This window comes from Exiguobacterium sp. s191, from assembly GCF_018618955.1.
GTDB classification, from domain to species: Bacteria; Bacillota; Bacilli; order Exiguobacteriales; family Exiguobacteriaceae; genus Exiguobacterium_A; species Exiguobacterium_A abrahamii.
Map to the genome: position 1 here is coordinate 32935 of NZ_JACSNC010000003.1, position 23242 is coordinate 56176.

At 47.9% G+C, this 23242-nt stretch carries 23 protein-coding genes; 14 read left to right on the forward strand and 9 right to left on the reverse strand.

The features are described 5' to 3' along the window. Nucleotides 1–29: 29 nt before the first annotated feature. Both KNQ09_RS13500 and KNQ09_RS13505 read right to left on the reverse strand, forming a co-directional pair. Nucleotides 30–596 (reverse strand): GNAT family N-acetyltransferase, encoded by a 567-nt coding sequence (locus KNQ09_RS13500; RefSeq protein ID WP_214858810.1) that lies wholly within the window; start codon nucleotides 594–596, stop codon nucleotides 30–32. 98 nt (nucleotides 597–694) lie between these two features. Next, on the reverse strand, nucleotides 695–1312 hold the full coding sequence (locus KNQ09_RS13505; protein ID WP_064300662.1) for a YitT family protein: 618 nt from the start codon (nucleotides 1310–1312) through the stop codon (nucleotides 695–697). A gap of 410 nt (nucleotides 1313–1722) precedes the next feature. Here KNQ09_RS13505 and KNQ09_RS13510 point away from each other — a divergent pair, with 410 nt between their 5' ends. Beyond that, nucleotides 1723–3072, forward strand: coding sequence for an FAD-dependent oxidoreductase (locus KNQ09_RS13510; protein WP_058713917.1), 1350 nt, complete (start codon nucleotides 1723–1725; stop codon nucleotides 3070–3072). Nucleotides 3073–3207: 135 nt separating this feature from the next. On the opposite strand, the gene KNQ09_RS13515 is transcribed toward KNQ09_RS13510, so the two are convergent. Continuing rightward, nucleotides 3208–3690 carry a VOC family protein gene (locus tag KNQ09_RS13515; RefSeq protein WP_214858811.1) on the reverse strand — a complete coding sequence of 161 codons (483 nt, stop codon included), beginning with the start codon at nucleotides 3688–3690 and terminating at the stop codon, nucleotides 3208–3210. Nucleotides 3691–3821: 131 nt separating this feature from the next. Here KNQ09_RS13515 and KNQ09_RS13520 point away from each other — a divergent pair, with 131 nt between their 5' ends. From KNQ09_RS13520 to KNQ09_RS13555, 8 genes are all read left to right on the forward strand, one after another. Further along, the gene (locus KNQ09_RS13520; RefSeq protein ID WP_029342871.1) at nucleotides 3822–4706 is read left to right on the forward strand and encodes an SDR family oxidoreductase; all 885 of its coding nucleotides are present in this window, start codon (nucleotides 3822–3824) and stop codon (nucleotides 4704–4706) included. A 342-nt stretch (nucleotides 4707–5048) separates the two neighbouring features. Then, nucleotides 5049–5600, forward strand: coding sequence for a maltose acetyltransferase domain-containing protein (locus KNQ09_RS13525; protein WP_035395634.1), 552 nt, complete (start codon nucleotides 5049–5051; stop codon nucleotides 5598–5600). Between the two features lie 97 nt (nucleotides 5601–5697). Then, on the forward strand, nucleotides 5698–6582 hold the full coding sequence (locus KNQ09_RS13530) for a hypothetical protein (protein ID WP_251138210.1): 885 nt from the start codon (nucleotides 5698–5700) through the stop codon (nucleotides 6580–6582). 19 nt (nucleotides 6583–6601) lie between these two features. Then, nucleotides 6602–7285, forward strand: a complete 684-nt coding sequence (locus KNQ09_RS13535; RefSeq protein WP_214858812.1) for a response regulator transcription factor — start codon at nucleotides 6602–6604, stop codon at nucleotides 7283–7285. Continuing rightward, nucleotides 7282–8553 (forward strand): sensor histidine kinase, encoded by a 1272-nt coding sequence (locus KNQ09_RS13540; RefSeq protein WP_214858813.1) that lies wholly within the window; start codon nucleotides 7282–7284, stop codon nucleotides 8551–8553. The genes KNQ09_RS13535 and KNQ09_RS13540 overlap by 4 nt, the downstream gene beginning before the upstream one ends. A 67-nt stretch (nucleotides 8554–8620) precedes the next feature. Beyond that, entirely contained in the window at nucleotides 8621–9694 is a 1074-nt protein-coding gene (locus KNQ09_RS13545) for a site-2 protease family protein (protein WP_058704417.1), read from the forward strand. Between the two features lie 150 nt (nucleotides 9695–9844). After that, on the forward strand, nucleotides 9845–11233 hold the full coding sequence (locus KNQ09_RS13550) for an MATE family efflux transporter (RefSeq protein ID WP_214858814.1): 1389 nt from the start codon (nucleotides 9845–9847) through the stop codon (nucleotides 11231–11233). A 108-nt stretch (nucleotides 11234–11341) separates the two neighbouring features. After that, on the forward strand, nucleotides 11342–11908 hold the full coding sequence (locus KNQ09_RS13555; protein ID WP_053452136.1) for a 3'-5' exonuclease: 567 nt from the start codon (nucleotides 11342–11344) through the stop codon (nucleotides 11906–11908). Between the two features lie 432 nt (nucleotides 11909–12340). Here the strand turns inward: KNQ09_RS13555 and KNQ09_RS13560 are convergent, their stop codons facing one another. The 3 genes from KNQ09_RS13560 to KNQ09_RS13570 form a co-directional block, all read right to left on the reverse strand. Further along, nucleotides 12341–13456, reverse strand: a complete 1116-nt coding sequence (locus KNQ09_RS13560; protein WP_058265686.1) for an NADH-dependent flavin oxidoreductase — start codon at nucleotides 13454–13456, stop codon at nucleotides 12341–12343. A 92-nt stretch (nucleotides 13457–13548) separates the two neighbouring features. Continuing rightward, nucleotides 13549–15639, reverse strand: coding sequence for an MMPL family transporter (locus KNQ09_RS13565; RefSeq protein ID WP_214858815.1), 2091 nt, complete (start codon nucleotides 15637–15639; stop codon nucleotides 13549–13551). Between the two features lie 69 nt (nucleotides 15640–15708). Next, nucleotides 15709–16503, reverse strand: coding sequence for a hypothetical protein (locus KNQ09_RS13570; RefSeq protein ID WP_082627447.1), 795 nt, complete (start codon nucleotides 16501–16503; stop codon nucleotides 15709–15711). 115 nt (nucleotides 16504–16618) lie between these two features. Between KNQ09_RS13570 and KNQ09_RS13575 the strand changes: the two genes are divergently transcribed. Next, nucleotides 16619–16792, forward strand: coding sequence for a YycC family protein (locus KNQ09_RS13575; RefSeq protein WP_023469668.1), 174 nt, complete (start codon nucleotides 16619–16621; stop codon nucleotides 16790–16792). A gap of 46 nt (nucleotides 16793–16838) precedes the next feature. Here the strand turns inward: KNQ09_RS13575 and KNQ09_RS13580 are convergent, their stop codons facing one another. Further along, on the reverse strand, nucleotides 16839–17321 hold the full coding sequence (locus tag KNQ09_RS13580) for a site-2 protease family protein (protein ID WP_058265683.1): 483 nt from the start codon (nucleotides 17319–17321) through the stop codon (nucleotides 16839–16841). Nucleotides 17322–17501: 180 nt separating this feature from the next. Continuing rightward, a complete protein-coding gene (gene pulA / locus KNQ09_RS13585) occupies nucleotides 17502–19508 on the reverse strand; it encodes a type I pullulanase (RefSeq protein ID WP_231884718.1) in 2007 nt (668 codons plus the stop codon). A 111-nt stretch (nucleotides 19509–19619) separates the two neighbouring features. Here pulA and KNQ09_RS13590 point away from each other — a divergent pair, with 111 nt between their 5' ends. Further along, complete coding sequence (locus KNQ09_RS13590; protein ID WP_023469671.1) at nucleotides 19620–20114, forward strand: YajQ family cyclic di-GMP-binding protein; 495 nt, start codon at nucleotides 19620–19622, stop codon at nucleotides 20112–20114. Nucleotides 20115–20223: 109 nt separating this feature from the next. Here the strand turns inward: KNQ09_RS13590 and KNQ09_RS13595 are convergent, their stop codons facing one another. After that, nucleotides 20224–21009 carry a 3-hydroxybutyrate dehydrogenase gene (locus KNQ09_RS13595; protein WP_029342884.1) on the reverse strand — a complete coding sequence of 262 codons (786 nt, stop codon included), beginning with the start codon at nucleotides 21007–21009 and terminating at the stop codon, nucleotides 20224–20226. Nucleotides 21010–21130: 121 nt separating this feature from the next. On the opposite strand from KNQ09_RS13595, the gene KNQ09_RS13600 reads away from it, so the two are divergent. From KNQ09_RS13600 to KNQ09_RS13610, 3 genes are all read left to right on the forward strand, one after another. Continuing rightward, nucleotides 21131–22009 (forward strand): LysR family transcriptional regulator, encoded by an 879-nt coding sequence (locus tag KNQ09_RS13600; RefSeq protein WP_035395614.1) that lies wholly within the window; start codon nucleotides 21131–21133, stop codon nucleotides 22007–22009. A 91-nt stretch (nucleotides 22010–22100) separates the two neighbouring features. After that, complete coding sequence (locus KNQ09_RS13605; protein ID WP_023469674.1) at nucleotides 22101–22514, forward strand: carboxymuconolactone decarboxylase family protein; 414 nt, start codon at nucleotides 22101–22103, stop codon at nucleotides 22512–22514. 76 nt (nucleotides 22515–22590) lie between these two features. Further along, nucleotides 22591–23184 carry a metallophosphoesterase family protein gene (locus KNQ09_RS13610; RefSeq protein ID WP_214858816.1) on the forward strand — a complete coding sequence of 198 codons (594 nt, stop codon included), beginning with the start codon at nucleotides 22591–22593 and terminating at the stop codon, nucleotides 23182–23184. The last annotated feature ends 58 nt before the right edge of the window (nucleotides 23185–23242 follow it).

Genomic DNA, 23242 nt, shown 5'->3' on the forward strand with positions numbered 1-23242 from the left:
TGACACCGTGGAAATCGACATGGTTTTTTTCATTGCTGCGTATCGTAACGACGTTCCATATAATCAAAGGTACCGCCGCTGATTTCAATCGTCCGAATCGGTTCGAAGCCGAGGCGGCGATACAATCGCTGTGCCCCTGCATTCGTTTGATCCGCATTTAAGGTAAATGCTCGTAGTCCCCGTTTCTCGCCCTCTTCCGCTGCTGCCTGCAACAGTTTCGTACCAATTCCTTTTCCGCCATGACGCGCGTCAACCGATAAAGTATCCAGGTAATAGACCGGACCTTCCGTCTCGACGTCGATCCGGACGTCTTGACCCGTCCAGCGCTTCAGTTGGTCTTTGATCGGTTCGTCGAGTTGTTCCGCATCCGTCCCGGCATACGCAATGACGATTCCCGCTACTTCATCCTCGATGATTTTCACGAGGATGTTCTCATGGCTCAGTCGGTTTCCGGTTTCAGCGACAAAGTACGCGAGTCTCTCTAAAACTTCCTCCCGCTTTGTCGTTCCCGTCAGTGTCTCAGCAATCTCATGAATCGCTTGCTCAATCAATGGGGCAATCTGTTGCGCTTCAGAAGCATGTGCTTGTCGAATCATCTCATCCTTCTCCTTTCGTTTTTCTAATCCATGAACCTGAAAAATCGGACTCGACGATGTCGAATCCGATACATGATTTTGTTAGACATTCATCTGTCTCACTGCGTGACTTTTTGTACGACAGGTGCCGGTACGATGACAGGCTCCCGTGTCATGACAGCAACGACACGTCCAGCGATCGCTACAGCCAGTAACGTATATAACGTTAAGCTGAGCGGCAGATAGACGAGTGAGATGACTAACACGATGGCATCGAGTCCGAACAAGATCGTCCCGATCGATAGACCTGTCAGTTTGCTGAGTCCCATCGATAGCAAATCGTCTCCACCTGTTGCCGCTCCACTTTTCAAAACAAGTCCGAGACCATATCCGGTCACGATTCCGCTAGCGATCGCTGCGATGAGCGTCGCTGGCCAAGCCTGTTCTGGAAAGTGGAACAAATCGAGTCGGTGCCACATCTCATAAAAGACTGATAACGCACCTGCTGAGAGTAACGCTTCGCTGACGAAACGTTTCCCTTTGAAGTACAAGGCACCGATGAAAAATGGAATATCGAGCACGATCATTGAGATCGAAGGATTGATATCAAAAAAGTATCGACCGAGCAACGATAATCCGATAAAGCCGCCTTCTGCTAATCCGAACTGTTCATTCAATGTGTAGTAACCGAACGCCATGATCAGCGTCCCGGTTAAGATGGTTGCGATTCGTTTCATGTTTTATTGTCCTCTCCCGTTTACATCGTGGGAGAGGTTTTATACGTCCCGTTTGGGTATTCATCTATTTTCGCTCTCCCTGATTTTTATAAGCCATTACCGTCTGTTCGTTATGACCGGTACTGCTAAAAATCAGGTAAGCTGAATAGATGATTGGTCCTCTCGGTATCCATCGGTTTCCACCCCTTCATTAAAAATCTATCTTCATTATAACCCGAATTTCAGTAACTAAAACAGTTTTACGCATTCTTCACATAATCCAAACACTTTTGCTCACTCATTCACAATTTAGACAAGGTTATGCTCAACATTGAACAAACCACTTGAAAACAACCTTGTGAAGGATTACACTAAGTATATCAAATGAATGTGATATTTATCACAAACAAAACACAAAGGAGACTTTACCCATGAAAGTAGCAGTCATCGGATGTACACACGCAGGAACAGCAGCAGTCAAAGAACTCGCTTCACAACAAGACGTCGAGATCACCGTTTATGAGCGGAATGACAATGTATCGTTTCTCTCTTGTGGAATCGCGCTTCACGTCGGTGGTGTCGTCAAACATGCGGAATCGCTTTTCTACTCATCACCAAGTGAACTCGCTGAACTCGGCGCTGAGATGCGTCTGAAACATGATGTACTTGAAATCGATAGTGAACGCCAAACGATCGTTGCGAAAAACCTCATGACTGGTGAAGTCGTTCACGATACGTACGATAAACTCATCATGACGACTGGATCATGGCCAATCATTCCGATGCTTCCCGGCATCGAATTGAATCAGATCGAGCTCTGTAAAAACTATCACCACGCTCAAACAATCATTGAAAAAGCAACAGATGCAGAGCGGATCACAGTCGTTGGTGCAGGGTATATCGGTGCTGAACTCGTCGAAGCGTTTGAAGCATACGGAAAAGACGTCACGTTCATCGATAGCGCGGATCGCATTCTCAACAAATACCTCGACCGCTCGTTCACTGACGTCATCGAACGTGAATTGACAGACCGTGGTATTCGCCTCGAACTCGGACAAACCGTCCAAAGCTTCAAAGGGGAAAACGGCGCCGTGACACACGTCGTCACAGACAAAGGAACGTTTGAAACGGATCTCGTCATTCTCTGTGTCGGTTTCCGCCCAAGTACGGAACTCTTAAAAGGACAGGTCGACATGCTACCGAACGGTGCTATCATCGTTGACGATTATATGCGGACAAGCAACCCAAACATCTTTGCTGCTGGTGACAGCTGTGCCGTCTATTACAATCCAGCTCGGACACATGCCTATATTCCACTCGCAACGAATGCTGTCCGGATGGGAACATTAATCGGTAAAAACTTACGCGCACCAAAGATTCGTTACCAAGGAACACAAGGCACATCAGGTCTTCGCCTATATGATTTGAACATCGCGTCGACTGGTTTGACAGAAGAAGCGGCACCCTTGTTCGGACTTGAAGTGAGCAGCACGACGGTCACAGATGCGTATCGCCCAGAGTTCATGCCAACAGCCGAAGACGTCCAATTGAAGCTCGTCTTCGAGACAGCAACCCATCGTGTCGTCGGTGCACAAATCATCTCAAAAGTGGATTTGACACAGGCGATGAACACACTGTCAGTCGCGATTCAAAATGATATGACACTTGAAGAGCTCGCTTTCGTCGACTTCTTCTTCCAACCGCACTACAACAAACCGTGGAACTTGCTGAACCAAGCAGCTCTGCAAGCGATGAATGAACGTCAATCCGCTCGTGTCTAAGCGCATTACACGATCAATCAAACAAGCAACGAATCATCGTTGCTTGTTTTAGACTGAAGACAACGTGCAATTTTTCTCTAACGAGAAGGATTGCACTTTTTTGTTCGTCTCGAATCGTTTTAATGAAAACACCAGTTATATCGTCTTTTTCTCCGATTCAGTCTCAAATAGATGTTGCCAGTCTTGATACGGCATCGTGCCATTCACTATTTCCATGTCAAAGCGTAACGGTGCGATCAACTCGAGTGAATTTCCATCTGGATCCTCGAAGTAGATCGCCGCGTGCGCATGTGGATGGTTATCGAGAACGAGCGGTTGATCGGCTGCCGCTACACCAAAGGCGGATCGGACTTCAATCCCTCTCTCCTTTAACCAGTCCTGTGCTTTATCGATATTTTCTTGCTCCATCCGAAACGCCACATGTCGGACCGATGGATGATACGGTAACTCGGCTTGACCAGCTTTCCATAAACCTAACCAACTCTTGCCATGCTCGATCCAAAAGAAAGCGACGCGTTCATTTTGGAATGCACATGCAAGTCCTAATTTTTCGTAAAAGGCAATCGATCGTTCGAGTTCTTTGACCGGTAAATGAGCTTCATACAATCCAGTAATCATCTTCTTCACACTCCTCTTTTTCTAGTGTAAACCATCAATTTCCAAATTTACTATCATCAGAAACGTTTAATCCGACCTGTTGAGGGAACATACACCCTATACCAAAACCAACTTTCAGGAGGAATGTTTACATGGCTGCATCGAAAAATCCGTTAACCCAATACTTCAATGACGATTTCCCAAAACAATATCAGGACGCACCAGCGGTTCAAGCAAAAATGGAACCTGTTCCCGATTGTGGAGAAGAGAGTTACAAAGGCTCTGGCAAATTGATCGGCAAAAAAGCACTGATTACGGGTGGCGACTCCGGCATCGGCCGAGCAGCAGCAATCGCCTACGCTCGTGAAGGGGCTGACATCGTGCTCAACTACTTACCGGAAGAGCAACAGGATGCTGAAGAGGTCAAAGCACTCGTTGAAGCAGCGGGACAAAAAGCATATCTCTTACCTGGTGATTTAAGTGATGAAGCGTTCTGTGGACAACTCGTCAAAGAAGCACACGAATCGCTCGGCGGGCTCGACATTTTGGCACTTGTCGCTGGTAAACAACAAGCCGTCGAAGACATTCTCGACCTGTCGACGGAGCAACTACGCAAAACGTACGAAATCAATGTCTTTTCCCTCTTCTGGGTCGTCAAAGCAGCCTTGCCACTCTTAAAAGAAGGGGCTTCGATCATTACGACGACATCCGTTCAAGGATATAACCCAAGCGCGAACCTCTTGGATTATGCATCGACAAAGTTTGCTATCAACGGTTTCACGCGTGGACTTGCTAAACAAGTCGCACCAAAAGGAATCCGTGTCAACTCCGTCGCACCTGGTCCGATTTGGACACCACTTCAAATCTCGGGCGGTCAGCCAAGCGAGAACATTCCAGAGTTCGGACAGGAAACACCACTGAAACGCAGTGGTCAACCGGTCGAACTGTCGGATGTGTATGTTTTCCTCGCTTCAGACGCTGCGAGCTATGTTACAGCGCAAATCTATGGTGTCACAGGCGGAATCGAATTAGCATAAGAATTGCATTTGACGGGAATGACTCAAAAGTCAGTTTCTACAAAGACCAGGGTGGCAGAATGATAATCTGCCACCCTTTTCTCGTAAAAAAAGAAGTGCTCGTTACACGCGACTCCTACAGGAAAAAGCGCATTTTTGCGCTGTCAGAGACAAACAAGACCCGCTTTCCTGCTGAAGAAAGCAGGAAAGCGGGTCTTGTGTCTCGCCTGAGGAAAGGGCGTGAAAAGACGAGTCACTCTTTTTTGAGTCAGCCCCCTTTACGTATATCTTAACGGGATATCAGTTGCATCACCGGGTACCATTTAGTCTAATGAAAGTATTAACGATGAAGGAGTGAATCAGATGACTGAAAAAGAAAAAATGATTCAAGGGGAACTCTACTTAGCACAAGATCCGGAACTCGTAGCTGACCGCATCCGAGCACAATCACTCTGTTATGAGTTCAATCAATTGAGTGTTCATGATGGGACTAAACGGAAGGCACTTCTTCAACAATTATTCCAGACGGAGCAAGCCGACTTTTACATTGAACCGACCTTTAAATGTGATTATGGCTACAACATTACGTTAGGGGCTCGCTTTTATGCCAACTACGACTGTGTCTTGCTCGATATTTGTCCGATCACGATTGGTGACAACTGCATGCTTGCTCCAGGAGTACATATCTATACTGCGACCCATCCACTCGATCCTGTCGAGCGCAACAGCGGTTATGAATTCGGAAAACCGGTCGTCATCGGTAATAACGTCTGGATCGGTGGGCGCGCGGTCATCAATCCCGGTGTGACGATCGGAGATAATGCTGTCATCGCCTCAGGTAGTGTTGTCGTCAAGGATGTACCGGCAAACAGCGTCGTCGGTGGAAATCCAGCCCGAGTCATCAAGACGATCTAATTCTCATCAAATTCTAATCTGTTCCTCAGCTTCCTTTCACGTGGTCTGGTTATTCTATGTATAAGAACAACAGCCACTACTAAAGGAGGACATCATCATGACTGCAAAACGAACAGATAAAGGGAATAAACACTTCAAAAAAGGAATCGCTACACTTGCCGTAACGGGTACAGTCTTAACAGGAGCCGGTGCGTTCCTACTCTTCACAGGTCCAGGACACTCTCTCGTCAACTCGACGGTCACTACTTCACAGCAGGCAGAGCAAAAAGTCGAAGCTGCTTCGCGCCAAGTCGAACAAAAGCTTCCAGCTTCGATGCGTGACGATCAGGAACTCGAAGGCACATTACAGAAACTATCGGATCGTTCGATGACGATCGATGTCAACGGTGAATCTCGTACGTTTGATTTCGCTTCGTCAGTCGAACGCGAAGCCGTGCAAGAAGGCGATTGGGTCAAAATCGATCTGAATGCAAATCAGCAAATCACGGAACTTGAGCGAGAAGATCAAGATGATCGGAATGACCGAGAGGACGATGGCAATCGCTCAGATGATTCATCGGATGATGCGAATGAACGATACGGCATCCTTCGTGCCCTATCACAAAGTGAATTGACACTCGAACAAGATGGACAAGAGACGGTCTACGCGATTGCGGATCGTGCGGAACGTGATGCTGCGAAATCTGGGGATATCGTAAAAATCGAATTGAATGCAGACGGTCAAGTCCGTGAGCTTGATCGGGAAGACGACGACGAGGTTCGTAATGCTACACGCGACGAAGACAGTGACGATGCACGGGAACAAGAAGTCCGCGGCACGCTCGCTAAAATAACGAATCAAGAAATCATCATCGAACAGAATGGTACGCAAAAATCGTACTCTCGTGCATCAAACATGGAACAAGATGATGACATCCGAGTCGGCGGTTCCGTTAAACTTGAGTTAAACGCGTCAGACGAAGTGACAGAAATCGATGAATGATCATTAAAGGAGGATGTTTATGCCAATCACCATCTTAATCGTTGAGGACGATGCGAAAATCGCACGCCTCCTTGAACTCGAACTCCAATATGCCGGGTACGCGACACGTGTCGCCCCCAACGGAAAAGATGGTCTCGCTGCCGCTGAGCATTCGGTTGATCTCGTCTTACTCGACGTGATGATGCCGGAGCTGAGCGGCTTCGAGGTGTTGCGCAGGCTCCGTGGAAAAGGTATTCATGTCCCCGTCATTATGCTAACGGCACGTGGAGAAGTTTACGATAAAGTCGCAGGACTCGATCTTGGTGCGAATGATTATGTGACGAAACCGTTCGAGATGGAGGAACTCCTTGCCCGTATCCGGGCGTTACTCCGCACCCCGACTTCAACGAATAACGCATCGCGCACGTTACAGTTCGCCGATCTTGTACTCGACCTTGATCGACATGAAGCATTCCGCAACGAATTGCGACTCGATTTGACACCACGCGAGTTCGAACTCCTGACGTATTTACTCGAAAACAAGGAACATGTCCTGACACGCGAACAAATTCTAAATCGCGTCTGGGGGTACGATTACTTCGGCGAGACGAATATCGTCGACGTCTACATCCGTTACCTTCGGAAAAAAGTCGATGCTCACCCTCCTGCTTTGATTCAGACCGTTCGTGGGGTGGGTTATGTGCTACGGGAGGCGACGCCATGAAGCTTCGAACGAAACTCGCTTTATCCGTCACCGCCTTTACGACACTCTTGTTGTTACTTTCGTTCATCGTCGTGACCTTCGTCGTCCGCAATCATTTGATTGAATCCCGTTATACGCAGCTTGAACAGGCGGAGGAATTGATGGAGGATGATTCATCAGTCCGAGCATTACTGACGCTTCATGAGGATTCTGTCGTTTTATCGAACGAAGATGAACGATGGGTCATTTCAAATGATGAAGAGGATGACGACTCGTCTACCGTTAATGGAGACGTACAAGCGAGTGATCTACCCGGTATTCCACGTTCGAATGAGCCATTCAAGTCTGGCGATTGGTTCGGTATCGTCTATCAGGATCAAGCCTATTTGTTCGAAGATGAGAGCGTCGATGATACGGTCTCGACACTCATCTTGACCTTTACCATCGTGTTGGTCGTCGGAATCGTCATCGCGTTCATCAGTAGCTTCTGGATTGCGTATCAGACACTCCGCCCGCTCAGACAACTGAATGATACGATGCAACGGATCTCGTCTTCTGGAACGCTTGAGACTGTGCAGACCGAACGCGATGATGAGATCGGTCGCCTCGGTCATGTCTTCAATCAGATGATTGGGCGTGTCGATCAGACAATGGAACAACAACGGCAATTCGTTGCTGATGTCTCGCATGAGATGAAGACACCATTGACCGTCATCGAAGGCTATACACAATTGTTGAAACGATGGGGAAAAACGAAGCCGGACGTCCTCGATGAATCGATTGAACACATCTTGCAGGAGACGCATGCGATGCGGACGACCTTGATCGAGCCCATGCTCGAACTGTCTCGTCTCGGGTATGAAGAAACATCTGTTGAAGAGATCGATTTAGCCGAGCTTGGGAGCGAACTCGCCGATCGGATGTATCACGCGACAGGGACGATCATCCCTGTTGATGCCTCTGGAACGATCCGGGCGAATCGCGAAGCGGTGCTACGCATCTTGACGATTTATATCGATAACGCCCTGAAATATGCCACTTCTCCTGAATTACATCTGCGCAAGGAGCGACTTGCTGTCCTTGACCGCGGGACATCTCTAACGAACGAAGAACGTGCACGGTTATTTGACCGATTTTACCGACTTGATGCAGCACGCGATCGTTCAGGAAGTGGACTCGGATTGTCGATTGCCGCTGCACTTGCGACGACACACCATTTTCAGGTCGGTAGTGAAGCGCGTCAGCCAGATGGCAGTTGTTTCTATCTGATTCCCGAGCAGTCTAAATGAAACTTTTTCTACATTTGTGTCGTACACTTAAGGAAGAACGTCACATGATGAAAGAAGGAATTTCACGATGGCTAAAAAACGTTGGGGTGGACTTGCTGTTGCCGGCGCCTTTCTCTTAACGAAAGGAAAGGTCATCCTTGCCTTATTGAAATTTTCGAAGTTTGGAGGCACTCTGATTTCGTTCGGAGTTTCGCTTCTCTTTTACGCTCAAGTATTCGGTGTCTGGTTCGGAGTCGGATTACTCTATCTCCTATTCATTCATGAGATGGGACATCTACTCGCTGCGAAACGACTCGGTTTTAAAACGGGTCCCGCGATTTTCGTACCGTTCATGGGAGCCGTCATCGGGATCAAAGATACGTTCCGGACACCAAAACAAGAAGCGATTCTTGCGTACGGTGGACCACTCGCGGGTCTTGTGTCCCTGATTCCGCTTGCGATTGGATACGCTGTGACGGGAAATGACTTTTGGCTCGTCATCTTCCATCTCGGAGCTCTATTAAATCTCTTCAATCTACTCCCTGTCAGTCCGCTTGACGGCGGACGGATTCTTGCGGGACTTCCGATCATCGTTTGGGTTGCGGGTCTTGCTGCCTTGATTGCTTACGGCATCACGAACTTCAGCTTGATTCTGCTCTTGATCGCTTTCTTCGGCGGTAGCGCTGTCTGGAAACGGTATAAGTTCGCAAAACAATATGAAGAGAACCGATCGACCTTGATGTTATACCGTGCTGCACGCGAACGCGTCTTACGCGCAAAGGCGGAGCAAGAACGTGCAAACGCGGAAGTCGCTCTTGCACCGGAAGTGGAGGAAGAACAAACGGTCGAAAGTACGTACGACCCGATTGCTTGGTCGCTTCGGCTCGATTTACAAGATTTGCGACAAGCGAGTCCGGAAGAGGCACGTCAGGAAGCGGACGATCTGTTACGGTATCAATATGATGCTGCGAACGACTACGATGCGTTGTTGCGACGAATCGATCAGCGAATCGAGCCGCTCCGACTCGCTGAAGAGTCGGTCCAGTATCACCAGATGCCGAAAAAACAACAAACGATCACGCTCCTTGCTTACTTGGCGCTCGGTGCCATTTTATTCATTGCTTTCGAGTACTCGAAAGGGTACTTGCCTACACCATCTTAAAACGAGTTCCATCGGATGCGCTTCATGGCGCATCCTTTTTTCATGGAGCAAACACATTGACTAGAGTGATTTCTTGCATCTCATCAAAGAAGCGACTACTCTGAGTAAAACCCTACTTACCACTTGTCTAAAAAAGGAGGCTCTCCTTCCATGAATAAAAATACTGCCCGCCTGGGTGAAGCACCTGTCAATCAGCTCTTACTTAGTCTCTCTTTACCGGCGATGGTCGGGATGCTCGTCACGGCACTCTACAATATCGTCGATACGATTTTCGTCGCTCAAGGTATCGGTACGGCTGCCGTCGCCGCCGTCGGAATCGCTTTCCCGGTCCAGCTCGTGTTGATGGCGATCGCTAACTCAATCGGTATCGGAGGTGCTGCAATTGCATCACAACGGCTTGGTCAAAAACAAACGGATGGTGCCAGTCGTGCTTATGCGAACGTCTTGATAGCAGTTTTCTTCATCAGTATGCTCGCCATCATCAGTGCTTTCATCTTCGTCGAACCGTTACTTCGTCTCTTTGGAGCGACAGATGAAATCATGCCGTATAGCATCGATTTCTTACGCGTCCTCTTGATCGGATCTCCTTTCTTCATGTTGACGATGGCGTCGAGTGCCATGTTACGCGCAGAAGGACGCGCGAACTATCAGATGCGCGTCATGCTGACGACGGTTGCCATCAACATCGTCCTGACACCTCTGTTCATCTTTGGTCTTGATTGGGGCATCCAAGGTGCTGCACTCGGGACAGTCGTTGCGCAAATCGTCGGTGCTGCACTTGTTTTCCGATTCTTCTTTACGAAACGTCGGCAAACGGGGTTAACACTCGATCGACATGCTTTCAAACCCGATTTCCGTTTAACGTTTCGGATGATGCAAATCGGATCATCGTCTTTCATCATGCAAGTCTCCCAATCGATTTTGTTCATCACCGTCAACCACATGCTCGTCCGGTACGGGGGTACGACAGAACTAGCGACGTTTGCGGTCATCAATAAGTTTATGGCGCTTGTCGGTATGCCGATCATGGGGATCGTACAAGGGATGCAACCGATCGTTGGGTATAATTTCGGTTCTCGGCAATTTAGCCGGATGTCGCTTGCCATCAAACTCGCAATCCGTTACGGCTTATCGTTATCAATCAGCTTGTGGTTACTGATTCAACTGTTCCCCCGTTTTTGGGTCGGCTTGTTCACGGAAGAAGCAACACTGCTGCAGGAAGGCTCGAGTGCGATGCGCATCTTATTCGCTCTATCGTTCGTCTACGGGATTCAAATGATTGTCAACGGGATGTATCAATCGCTCGCCAAAGCAAAAGTCGCTTTATTCTTGTCCTTGTCACGCCAAACGTTATACACGATTCCACTCGTCCTGATTTTACCCCTGTTCTTCGGTGTCAACGGGGTCTGGTTCGCTTTCCCGATTGCTGATGCGATGGCTGTTTTAACGGCCCTTGTCTTCGCCTATAAAGATCGCGTTCTGTTATTTAAACCAGAGGAATACGTCGCAGAGGAACAAAAAGTCGCCACCGCGAAGTGACTGGAAGAGATATCAGATCATCTGCCTTGCAGATGGTCTTTTTTGATGGACTTCTATAATACGAACATGTATTCTGTTACTAGTGAATAACAGAAAGGAGTCTGCAGCATGTATACATTAGCGATTGACTTTGAAACGGCAAATCGGAATAGCCGAAGCATTTGTGCGTTTGGTTGGTCCGTTCTCTCTAACGGTCGCGTCACGGAGAGTAAACAGGTCTTAATCAATCCAGAAGAAAACTTCGATGCCGGAAACATCCGGGTTCATGGAATTCGTCCGAGTGATGTCTTCGATGCACCGACGTTACCTGAAGCGATGGAAGCACATGGCTTATACGATTTAATCGCAGGTGCTCAACTGGTCGTCGCCCACAATGCATCATTTGATATGGGGGCGCTCCAAAAAGCGATTCAAAAATACGATATGTACCAGATGCCCGCTTTTACGTACGGGTGCACGGTCAAATTATCCCGCAAACTGTATCCGTGGTTGCCAAACCATCGATTGAATACGATGGCAGAATTCCTCAACGTCTCTTTCCAGCACCATGATGCGAAAGAGGATGCCTACGTCTGTGCCTTGCTCTTAAACGATATGTTGGAACGAACGAATCTACAGGATCCGGTCACCTTGCATACGTTTTGTGGCGTTCGGATGGGACAGGTTGCCTATTAAACAAAAAAGCACTCTAGACACAAAATCTAGAGTGCTTTCAGATTGTAGACAACAGGGCTGACTCCAAAAAATGACGCGTCTTTTCACGCCCTTTCCTCAAGCGAGATACAAGCCCGTTTGTCTCTGACAGCACATAATGCGCTTTTCCCTGTAGGAGTGACGTGTAACGCGTCATTTTTTTATATCCGGAAGAAGGATTAGAGAAGCGTTTTGTTCACTCGACATCGCTTCCTAGGGAAAACAAGCAAGAGCTACCCTGCAGCGAAGCGAAGCGGCGCGAAGCGGCGCGAAGCGGCGCGATGCTTGTCCCAGGAAAACGATGCGAGACGAACAAAAAAGCGCAATCCTTCTCGTTAGAGAAAAATTGCACTTTACCTTCAGTCTCAAAGCACTCTAGACACGAAATCTAGAGTGCTTTTTGATGCTGTTCTATTATTTGCTTGTTTGTTTGATCGGGAACCAGCCTGGACGACTTGTGATGCCTGCCCATAATGCATCTGGAACGACGAGTTCTGCTTGTGCTTCTGGATCAAGTTCTGTCCGGATTGACGCAAGGTCACCCGCTTCGACTTTCTCAACCCATTTCGGTTCCATGATCAGTTCACGACCGAGGGCGATCATTGGAACGACAGCCAAACCTTGTTCAACTTCGTCCGCTGTGTGAAGCGATCCGACACCGATGACAGGTACTTGTTCGCCAACACGTTCTTGGACGAGCGTGATTGGTGATGTCGTTGCATTTTCGTCACGAATTGAACCTGCGAAGAAGTCCATCACGGAAACGTGCAAGTAATCGAGGTCTTTTTTCGCCAGCTCATCGACGAGGCGCATCGTATCATCAAGTGTGATTCCTGGATTTTCGATCTCTTCTGGAGAGAAACGGTATCCGACGATGAACGAAGGATCCTGTTTCGCGACGGCTTCGACTGCATCTACGACTGCTAATGGGAAGGCGAGACGTTTTTCTAAACTGCCACCCCATTTATCTTCACGACGGTTTGAATGTGGTGAGAAGAATTGTTGGATCAAGTACGTGTTCGCACCATGAATCTCAACACCGTCAAATCCAGCTTCCATCGCACGACGTGTCGCTTGACCGAATGCTTCAACGATTGCTTCAACTTCTTCTGCCTCTAACGCACGAGGTGTCATTGCTCCTTCACGTACGGGTGCGACAGCACTTGCACTGACTGTTTGCCCACCGACGAGTTCTGGTGGTGCCATACGACCAGCGTGGAAGATTTGTAAGATCGCTTTTGCGCCTTTATCTTGAATCGTTTTTGCGAGTCGCTTCAGACTTGGAACGAGATCGTCACGATGCGCACCGAACTCATTCGGGAATCCTTGACCGTCTGCCGTGACGTTCGCACATGCTGTAATGACCGCACTGACGCCACCTGAACGTTCTGCATAGTACGCGAGTTCCGCATCCGATACTTCGCCGTTCTCTTGTGCCGCATAGTTCGTCATCGGTGCCATCAAGACGCGGTTTTTCAGCGTCACACCGTTTGGTAATGTAAATGGTTCAAACATTGCTTGAGTTGCCATGAGTGAAGTGCCTCCTCTAATTTCTTGAATTGAATATCGACAGTATACGCTCGTCTTCCTCTGAATAGCTACTGATGTGCTTACGTGATGTGTCACTTGCGGATCGCTTTACGACGACCACCCGGCCACCACCAGTTCCAGTGACCAAATAGTTTCATCAGTGCGGGGACGAGTAACATCCGGACGATCGTAGCATCAATAAATATCGCAAGCGCGATACCGACGCCAAGTTGTTTAATTGGACTGACGCCCGTGAAGGCAAACGCCCCTGTGACGACGATCATGATCAAGGCAGCAGACGTAATGATTTTACTCGTCTTCGCAAGCCCCATCTCGGTCGCGTAATCGTTATCGCCTGTCTCGTCATAATACTCTTCCATTCGCGAGACGAGGAACACTTCATAATCCATCGATAAACCAAAGACGAGTGAGAAGATGAAGACCGGTGTCAGAATGCCGATCGTCTCCTGCGGAAGAACTGCGCCGGACTCGAACAAGATGACGAGTAATCCGAATGTCGCTCCTAGACTAAGCAAATTCATCAGAATCGCCTTGATTGGGATCAAGATGGACCGGAACGCAATCAGCAGAATGATGAATGTCGCCAAAACGACGACACCGACTGCTAGTGGGAGTTTCGATTCAATGGCATCATAAATTTCCTGATTGAAGGCTGCCGGTCCCCCGACAAGATAACCGTCCGCTTGCATCTTTCGCACCCAGTCTTGCGAAGCAGCATCGCCGGGATCTCCTTTTAAGTTAACATCAATTCGTGCTTGGTCGTTCTCTGATAGAAATGCCGTCAAAGCTTCGCGCCCGGCCGGAACAGCGACTAACTGCTCGAGCGGCACTTGTTGCTGTTCGGCAATCGTTGCGGCGGATACGACGGAACGTACATCGGGATCCGACTCGAGTCGAATCGTCACGTCTTCGATTTTTTCTCGTCCCACCTCTGAGGAAGCATCAGCAGATAAAATGAGGACGGCGTCCGTTCCATCGTTTCCGAATGTTTTTTCCCACGACTCAAAGGCGAGACGCGACGGATACGATTCCGGTAAAGCGGTCGCTTGCGGAATGTTCAACGTCAAATCACGTAACGGCAATAAACAAGGTAACAACAGCAATAAGGACAAAATCGTGACTGCGACCGGGCGCTTCATGACGAAACGAGCGAGGCGACGCCAACGATCTTCACTACGACCTGCTCGCTGCCGGAAGAGTCGTCCTTTCTCTAACACCTTCCCGAAAACGATCAATAGTGCCGGTAGTAACGTTAATGCACTGACGACTGCCCCGAGGACCGAAACGAGCGTCCCGATCGCAACAGCGCGGAAGACATCCACATCAATCAGCAATAGCCCGGCAAGTCCGACGAATACACAGATTCCGGAAAATAAAATTGAACGCCCTGCCGTCTCGACCGAACGAATCGCCGCCTTCCGAATATCTTGTCCGTCCTGCCGTTCTTCGCGAAATCGATTGACGTATAACAGCGAAAAATCAATTCCGAGCGCCAGCGAAATCATCGCGACCGCATTCAAGACGAAGATTGATAACTCTTGTTGCCCGGCGACGAAATAAAGAACACCGGCACCAAAGACAAAAGTAACGAGTCCCATGATCAACGGTAGGATGGCGGCAACCGGAGTACCGAAAACGAGTAGCAAGACGATCAACGCTGCTGGAATTCCAATCAACTCAGCCCGGATGAGATCATTTTTCGACGCTGTATTCAAATCATCGACGACGACTGGTTCACCCGTTAGTCGAATCGTTCCGGTATCATCCAGTTGACGTGTGACCGCAGCTGCCCATTTCGCATCAAGTGTCGGTACCCCGACCGTCACGTATCCCTTATCGTCCCGAATCGCTCGCGGATTTTCAACAGGACCAGTGACGTTCCCGACACCTTTGATATCACGGAAGCGCTCGACATGTTCCACCATCGTTTGTTGTAGATTCTCTTGATTTTCAAATAGAACGATGATCGTATGCGGATCCTGACCGAAGTCTTGATCGAGTTCTGTCTCGACGCGTTGAAAATCACCGTCACGCGTAAATCCGTTTCCTTCTAGCCGATCGGGTAGTTGATAAGCGAAATATCCAAGCACGACGAGCAGGATTGCCCAAACAATCAACACTCCTCGAAAATACGTACTCATCAGATGACCAAGCCGTTGCATGATGCGTCCCCTTTCTGTATAAACGTACAAAAAACATCCTTCTTGCTGAAAAGCGAAAAGGATGTTTCATTACGTCTTTTGAAAAATTTGAACCCATGTGTTGCCGAATGTCGCCGATGTCGATACGATCGCAAGACGTCGCGCCTCTTCATCGAGTAACACACTTTTGAGTAAAACGGAGGAATGACATCCCTCGAACTTATATTTCAGCTGACTCTTCTCATACAAGTAAAAACGAGATGAATCGGTGATCGAAAACAATTGGTGCCGGTGATCAACGAGCGAGTACTCCGCGTAATCCGAAAAAGGAATAATCGATTCCTGATTCGTCGCAGCGTCCCAAATCACATACCGTTCTTTTAGATCATCATAAGAAATGATCGTCGTAGGTGCGATGAATCGTTCGAACGTCAAACGTGTATCATATCCTCGCTCCACTAAGCGTCCGAACAGTGGCGCCTCTTCATAATTTGAGTACCGCCAGTCCCCTGTTTGAACGTTCACACAGACAACGTCTGTTTCTGCCGTGTACAGGAAGATCTCATCATCTTGCCACAAGAATAAATTACTGAACCATGCTTCGGAAAAAGCAACGGGTCGCTTGATATAATCTAAATGCCCTTGCTCTAAATCTAGTAAACCAAAATAAGCTGACTCTTCAAATACGATGAACAATCGTCCACCGCCTGGCTCAATGTACCAGGAGAATGGAACATACGCACATGCTGTTTCCCATAGTGGTCTTAAATCCGCATCACATTTCATAAATCCGTGGCGATCTCGAAAAAGAAGCAAATCCTCCCCGATTCGATCAAACAGTGAGACGGATTCATGGAGTAACAGCTCTGCAGCAGGTTTATACATATGCATCACTTCCTACTTCATACGGTATCAACCTTCTCAGTTTCTCGCTACTATTGATGCGCTCGGCTTGCACCTCCTGTTATACTAACTTCATGGAAAAAGGAGGACGAACACGATGAAACCTTTACAATTATCAGCAGAGACGGCTGTCGAACTCGCAAAACGTCTGAACGTACCACTTGAACAACTGATGCATATGCCGCGCCATATCTTGATTCAAAAGCTCGTCGAACTCGAGCAGGAACAAGCGAAAACAGAATCTGATTCGTCTAGCGAATCGGAATCTTGAGTAAAAAGCCTCTATTCCAATGACGGAAGGAGGCTTTAATCTTCGTTTAAGATTGTGGATGATAGTCTGATTTACCATAACGGAAGACATTGATGATCGCTTTTCCGTCACTCGGATAACCATTCGGGTGATCGATCGGGAAGAGGGAGAAAAAGACGAAATAAAACGAGAAATACGCAAATTGGTACGTAAAAATCGACGCCTCGAACACGCCGGCATAAATAAGACCATTTACGACTAAGATACTCACCAAGTTCGCGATCGATCCACCAGCATAGACCATGATATTAGCAAACTTCGTTTCATGACGTAGTGCCTCATACTGACACCATCCATCCCAAAAATAAACACGATTCAGTCGAATCGGACCAACACGAAGCAATGATTTGCCTGAACCAATATTGATTTCCATGTTTCCACCGAATAATCGAGCGAAAAAGTAATGACCCATCTCATGAATCAATGTCACGATAGGCAGCAGCAAAAAGAACGATAAAAAGAATTTCCATAAATCACCGAAACCGAACATACACCGTACACCCTCTCACTTCAAAACAATATCTTAAATACTACATATAATTTTTCCCGAAAGATGTATCTTCAAACAATGTTTCGATGATTTTCGCAAGTCAATTGCATGACAGACTGACATCGGACTGTCATCCACGCAAAAAAGGACGAAGCCTTATAGCGCTTCGTCCTTTTTGATTTAATCGGTTTTCTTACGACGTTTGTTCGCTGCGTACAACAATCCGATGATCGTCAGTGCTGCACCGCCTGCTACCGCATATTTCTTGTAATCCGCTTTTCGTTCGGCGATGACCGTCGTCGTCAATGCTTGGACGACCAACTGTTTCTCTTCATGCAGTCGTGGTGCGTGCAACTTAACGGCACCCGACTCCACTAACACCTCGAATTCACCGTTTGGCAATTCAATCGTGATATCCTCTTCCGTCGCATTATGATAGACACGCTGCCGTTCGACGTATCCTTCATAGGTTCTCTTCAGTTCAAAGGCAATGACACCTTCCCCTTCTTCAAGGAAGCGCAGATGTTTTTTGATCATCGCTGCGTTTGCGAGACGGAACATCGGATACTGACGACGGAGGGCAATCAATCCTTTGACGTACTCGACTGCCGGACGCTCTGTTTCCGCCCGTTCATAGTCAAGACGATTGACGACCTCACCCGCATTGAAGCTGTCACGAATTCCGTCCTTCGTCCGGAAGAACTCTTGTCCGGCATGGAGGAACGGAATCCCTTGTCCCGTCAAGATGATGGCATTCGCGAGCATTTGCCGTTTCCGACGAATCTCTTCCGTATCCTCAGGGCGAGACACCGTTAATTTATCCCAAATCGTCAAATCATCGTGCGCTTCGACGTACGAGACGACTTGATTTGGTTCATCGGCAAATCCTTGCGAAGAGACGTTGCCGGCGATTCCCCGTTTGACTTCACTCGTCCGGTCAAACGCGCCACTGATGAAACCGCGGTCTTCCGGCGTTTGGACGTCGCCTTTGACCCCGTCCCGTAAACCGTTATTGAAATGAGCGATTCCTGGCATCTTCGGTGCGTTGAAATAGTTCGCTTTTTCTTCTGGATCGAGTGGCGTATCGAGATCCCAGCCTTCACCAATGATTAGAATCGACGGATCGATCCGGTCAAGTGCATGGCGCACCTGATTCATCGTCTCGACATCATGCAGTCCCATCAAATCGAATCGGAAACCATCCAGATGGTACTCTTTCGCCCAGTACGTCACACAATCAAGAATGAACTTCCGCATCATCAAACGTTCAGATGCCGTATCATTTCCACAGAAACTACCGTTCGACAAGCTACCATCCGCCTCTTGACGATAGAAGTATCCAGGAACGAATTGACCGAGCGGAACCGTTGCTGCATCATACGTATGATTGAAGACGACGTCCATGATGACACGGATCCCGCGGTCATGTAACGCTTGTACCAATTGCTTTAATTCAAGGATCCGCGTTCGTGGATCATCCGGATTCGATGAGTACGACCCTTCCGGCGCAAAGTAGTTCACCGGATCATATCCCCAGTTATAGTTATCCGGGTCGTTCGGCGCTGTCTCATTGACTGAGCCAAAATCATAGATTGGCAGTAACTGGACATGTGTCACACCGAGATCCGCTAAATAATCAAGTCCCGTCAATCCGCCATTTGGTGTCCGAGTCCCTGCTTCCGTCAATCCAGTGAACGTACCACGTGCGACGACACCACTAGCCGGATGACTCGTTGCATCGCGTACATGTAGTTCATACACAACTGCATCTTGCGAAGAATGGAACAGTGGGCGTTCTTCGATCCATCGTTCTGGTGTCACACTTGTCGGGTCAATCAACGCACCGCGTTTTCCATTCGTTCCGACGGCTTTCGCATACGGATCGACCGCCTCGACCTTTTGTCCGTTGATGCTCGCTTGAAACGTATAGAAATAACCTTCATATGCCGCTCGATCGAGTTCAACGACGTACGTTCCCCGTTCGCCTGCCACCATCTCGACCTCTTCGACTTTTCGTGCGCGTAGTGTCTTGTAGAGACGAATCACGACACGTTCTGCCGTCGGCGCCCACAAGCGCACGCGAATCGCTGTCTCTGAGAAGGTCGCTCCTAAATCATTTCCACTATAGGCAAATCGCTCATCCAGTTCTTGCGGTGTGAGCGTCAACATGTCTGCTGTTTGTTTCAAAGCTAAGCACCCCTTTCATTTCATGGTTTTTATTATAACAAAATTTCAAAGCAGTGGACGCTTCCGGTATTCCTCTCTAAAATAGAGAGTGGAATGAAAGGGGAGATTAACATGGCAGCAAAAGATAATTCATTTGATATCGTGTCACAAATCAACATCGAGGAAGTCAAGAATGCAGTTCAGATCGCACTGAAAGAAATCACGAACCGCTTCGACTTCAAAGGTTCAAAGAGCGACATGAAGCTCGAAAAAGAGGATTTGATTCTAATCTCAGATGACGATTTCAAACTCGATCAAGTCAAAGATGTCTTAACAGCAAAATTGATCAAGCGCGAAGTCCCGACCAAAAACCTGCAGTACGAAAAAGTCGAACAGGCTGCTGGCAATACAGTTCGCCAACGCGTCATCCTTAAGAGCGGGATTGATCGTGACGATGCGAAAAAGATCAACAATGCCGTCAAGGAATCGAAATTAAAAGTGAAGACACAGATCCAAGATGATCAAATCCGCGTCACAGGTAAATCACGTGACGACTTGCAACAAGTCATGCAAATCGTTCGTGAGCTTCCGTTATCGGTCGACGTTCAATTCATTAACTTCCGTTAATCTACTCGCGTTAAATCGGCTGAACGTTCTTATTCAGTCCATCAAACAAAAAAGGGAGGTGCTTTCTGGATCGTATCCAAGAAGCACCTCCCTTCATTTATAGTGTTGCTTATTGCGCTGTGTAACCACCATCGAGAACGACAGCTTGACCCGTGACACCTGCTGCTTTGTCACTTGCAAGGAAAATAGCGTAATCCGCGATTTCTTTGACTTGGAGTAACCGTTGTTGCGGGACAAGTGGATAGATGACTTCTTCTAATACACGTTCGAGTGGTACATTCCGTGTTTCAGCGAGCGAAGACAATTGGTTTTGGACGAGTGGTGTATCGACATATCCTGGGCAAATCGCGTTGACCGTGATACCCGAAGTTGCCCCTTCTAATGCTGCGACTTTCGTTAAACCGATGACGCCGTGTTTCGCACTGTTATAAGCAGCTTTCCCTGCAAAACCAATCAATCCGTTGATCGATGACATGTTCAAGATTCGTCCAGAGCCTTGTTTTTTCATGATCGGGAAGACATATTTTGTATAAAGGAATGGTGCACGAAGCATGATGCTTTGAAGCAAGTCGAATTTCTCAGTCGAGAACTCTTCGATTGGTGAGACGTGTTGCATACCCGCATTGTTGATGACGATATCAATCGTTCCGTAGTGTGCGACAGTCTGTTCGATACTTGATTTGATTGCCTCTTCATTCGTCACGTCACCTGCGACGGCAAACGCATCGAAGCCTTTTTCACGAAGTGTTTCAGCAGAGCGTTTTGCAGCTTCTTCCTGAAGATCGACGATAACGACCTTCGCACCTTCTTGGGCGAATTCTTCAGCGATCTCAAGACCGATTCCGCTTGCTGCTCCTGTAATTAATGCAACTTTTCCTTCGAGTTGTTTCATCATGATGGATTCCTTCTTTCTTTATCTTTACGTGTTCGGTCTCTTTACTGTACGCTGATTGAAAGAATAATAAAAATGAATACTTGTTATGACATCTATAACTCAAAAGAATAGGAGAATACTGATGGATTTCCGCCAACTGGAATACTTTACGGAAGTGGCACGCTTCAAAAGCTTCACTCGTGCTGCTGAACATCTCCACGTCACGCAACCAACACTCAGTAAAATGGTCCGTCACTTAGAAGAAGAACTTGAGATGGAATTATTCGATCGGAGCAAACGACAAATCGTCCTGACGGATGCCGGTGAGACCTTATTGATTGAAGGTGAAAAGATTCTGCGGCAGTTATCTGACCTGCCTTCCCACCTTTATGATGTCATGCATTTGACGAAGGGAACGATTCGGCTCGGCGTACCCCCACTAATTGGTTCGCTGTTTTTCCCGGGTCTACTGCGTCGCTTCGAAGAGATGTATCCGATGATTCAAATCGAATTAATCGAAGCCGGTGGACATGCGTTAGAAAAAGCGGTCGTCGCCGGTGAAGTCGATTTGATCGCAACGGTGCTTCCTTCGGATGAGCATTTAACGACACACCCCTTCATTGAAGAAGAACTCCATTTATTCTTACCGAGTGATCATCCACTCGCTGATCGGTCGATGATTGCGTTAGAAGAAGTTTCCGACATGCCGTTCGTCTTGTTCAACGAAACGTTCTCGCTACACGATGTTGTCTTGAACGCCTGCCAAGATGCCGGATTTACGCCTAACGTGTCTCGGGTGAGCTCGCAGTGGGACTTCTTATGTTTACTTGTCGCAGAAGGAAATACCGTGACCGTCCTTCCGCGTTCGATCGCGGATCGCTTTTCGATTCGTGGCGTCAAAACGATCCCACTTGAAACACGAGTCCCGTGGCACTTAGGAATCGCCGTTCCAACCGGTCGCTACCAATCGTACGTGACGCGGAAATGGATTCAATTCGTCAGCGATATGTATTCCAAATAAGCATACCTTTCATAAAAACCATGTATTTGTAGAATGGAAATTCTTCCTTTACGATGAGAACATCGTTAAAAAAGAAAGGAAGTCCTTTACCATGGCAACTCATTTTGAATCACGTCACGAAACAGGCGTTAAAAAACTCAGCGAATTCACAGACGCAAACGCTGCACAATCGACGCATGACAAAATCTCTGAATCCCTGAAAGATATCGCTCCAGCAGTCGGTGAGTGGATCACGGATTTCGCATACGGTGAAGTTTACAGCCGTGATGGTCTCGTCAATCGTGACCGCGCAATCGTGACGATTGCTTCCCTCGTCACACAAGGTACAGAACCACAGCTCGCTCTCCACATCAATACTGGATTGACAGCTGGTTTGACAGGAAACGAAATCGTCGAAGCTATCATGCATCTTGTTCCTTACACTGGATTCCCACGTGTCTTGAACGCACTTGAAGTCGCAAAAGTCGTTTTCGCAGAACGTGGCGTCACAGTCGAAACAGAATAAGATTCGTACGACTTAATTGAAAAAAGATGGGCATGACGCATTTTCGGGTATCTCCTTAACAAAGGAGTGGTCGATCATGCGTTATGCCCTTTTTGCGGATCTTCACAGCTCAGTAGCCGACACAGCGGCTGTTCTAGCTGACATACGGCGGCTCGCTCCCGATGCGCATTTGTTTTGTCTCGGTGATGTTCATGAATGTCATGTCGGTAAAAAGCGAGCGAAGCGCTATTCCTTTGAATCGCTCTCCCTCGTCGTGACGCTCGATGATGATTTTTTAAAGCTGATTGATTTTAAGACGTTACTCGGTAATCAAGAAGAGCGCATCCTGTCGCTCGTTCCACCACATCTATCTCCTGTCATCGATGCATTACGCGATTGCCCTCGAAAACAACGCATCGAGGGGGCATTGTTGATTCATGGAGACCAACTCAGTTGGTCGCGGGATTTTCTACCCGACCTGTCACAACAACGCGAACCGTTACTCTTTTTTGGTCATAGTCATATCAGAGGTTTGTTTCGAAATGGCATCGCCAAACCGAGCCCACTAGGTCAAACTTTATCCATTAAAGGAGGACGGTATGCCGTCAATCTAGGTCCCGTCGTGTTCGAACGAGAATGGTGTCTTTACGATTCAGAGCAACAAACAATCGTGTTCTATCAGGCGAAGTAAGAAGATACGACAAAAGCCGTCGGGCACAGGGCTCGACGGCTTTTGTTCGTGTATCTTA

Coding starts and splice junctions, on each gene's coding strand:
- KNQ09_RS13500 (WP_214858810.1), bottom strand. CDS start 596: ATGATTCGACAAGCACATGCTTCTGAAGCGCAACAGATTGCCCCATTG.
- KNQ09_RS13505 (WP_064300662.1), bottom strand. CDS start 1,312: ATGAAACGAATCGCAACCATCTTAACCGGGACGCTGATCATGGCGTTC.
- KNQ09_RS13510 (WP_058713917.1), top strand. CDS start 1,723: ATGAAAGTAGCAGTCATCGGATGTACACACGCAGGAACAGCAGCAGTC.
- KNQ09_RS13515 (WP_214858811.1), bottom strand. CDS start 3,690: ATGATTACTGGATTGTATGAAGCTCATTTACCGGTCAAAGAACTCGAA.
- KNQ09_RS13520 (WP_029342871.1), top strand. CDS start 3,822: ATGGCTGCATCGAAAAATCCGTTAACCCAATACTTCAATGACGATTTC.
- KNQ09_RS13525 (WP_035395634.1), top strand. CDS start 5,049: ATGACTGAAAAAGAAAAAATGATTCAAGGGGAACTCTACTTAGCACAA.
- KNQ09_RS13530 (WP_251138210.1), top strand. CDS start 5,698: ATGACTGCAAAACGAACAGATAAAGGGAATAAACACTTCAAAAAAGGA.
- KNQ09_RS13535 (WP_214858812.1), top strand. CDS start 6,602: ATGCCAATCACCATCTTAATCGTTGAGGACGATGCGAAAATCGCACGC.
- KNQ09_RS13540 (WP_214858813.1), top strand. CDS start 7,282: ATGAAGCTTCGAACGAAACTCGCTTTATCCGTCACCGCCTTTACGACA.
- KNQ09_RS13545 (WP_058704417.1), top strand. CDS start 8,621: ATGGCTAAAAAACGTTGGGGTGGACTTGCTGTTGCCGGCGCCTTTCTC.
- KNQ09_RS13550 (WP_214858814.1), top strand. CDS start 9,845: ATGAATAAAAATACTGCCCGCCTGGGTGAAGCACCTGTCAATCAGCTC.
- KNQ09_RS13555 (WP_053452136.1), top strand. CDS start 11,342: ATGTATACATTAGCGATTGACTTTGAAACGGCAAATCGGAATAGCCGA.
- KNQ09_RS13560 (WP_058265686.1), bottom strand. CDS start 13,456: ATGGCAACTCAAGCAATGTTTGAACCATTTACATTACCAAACGGTGTG.
- KNQ09_RS13565 (WP_214858815.1), bottom strand. CDS start 15,639: ATGCAACGGCTTGGTCATCTGATGAGTACGTATTTTCGAGGAGTGTTG.
- KNQ09_RS13570 (WP_082627447.1), bottom strand. CDS start 16,503: ATGTATAAACCTGCTGCAGAGCTGTTACTCCATGAATCCGTCTCACTG.
- KNQ09_RS13575 (WP_023469668.1), top strand. CDS start 16,619: ATGAAACCTTTACAATTATCAGCAGAGACGGCTGTCGAACTCGCAAAA.
- KNQ09_RS13580 (WP_058265683.1), bottom strand. CDS start 17,321: ATGTTCGGTTTCGGTGATTTATGGAAATTCTTTTTATCGTTCTTTTTG.
- KNQ09_RS13590 (WP_023469671.1), top strand. CDS start 19,620: ATGGCAGCAAAAGATAATTCATTTGATATCGTGTCACAAATCAACATC.
- KNQ09_RS13595 (WP_029342884.1), bottom strand. CDS start 21,009: ATGATGAAACAACTCGAAGGAAAAGTTGCATTAATTACAGGAGCAGCA.
- KNQ09_RS13600 (WP_035395614.1), top strand. CDS start 21,131: ATGGATTTCCGCCAACTGGAATACTTTACGGAAGTGGCACGCTTCAAA.
- KNQ09_RS13605 (WP_023469674.1), top strand. CDS start 22,101: ATGGCAACTCATTTTGAATCACGTCACGAAACAGGCGTTAAAAAACTC.
- KNQ09_RS13610 (WP_214858816.1), top strand. CDS start 22,591: ATGCGTTATGCCCTTTTTGCGGATCTTCACAGCTCAGTAGCCGACACA.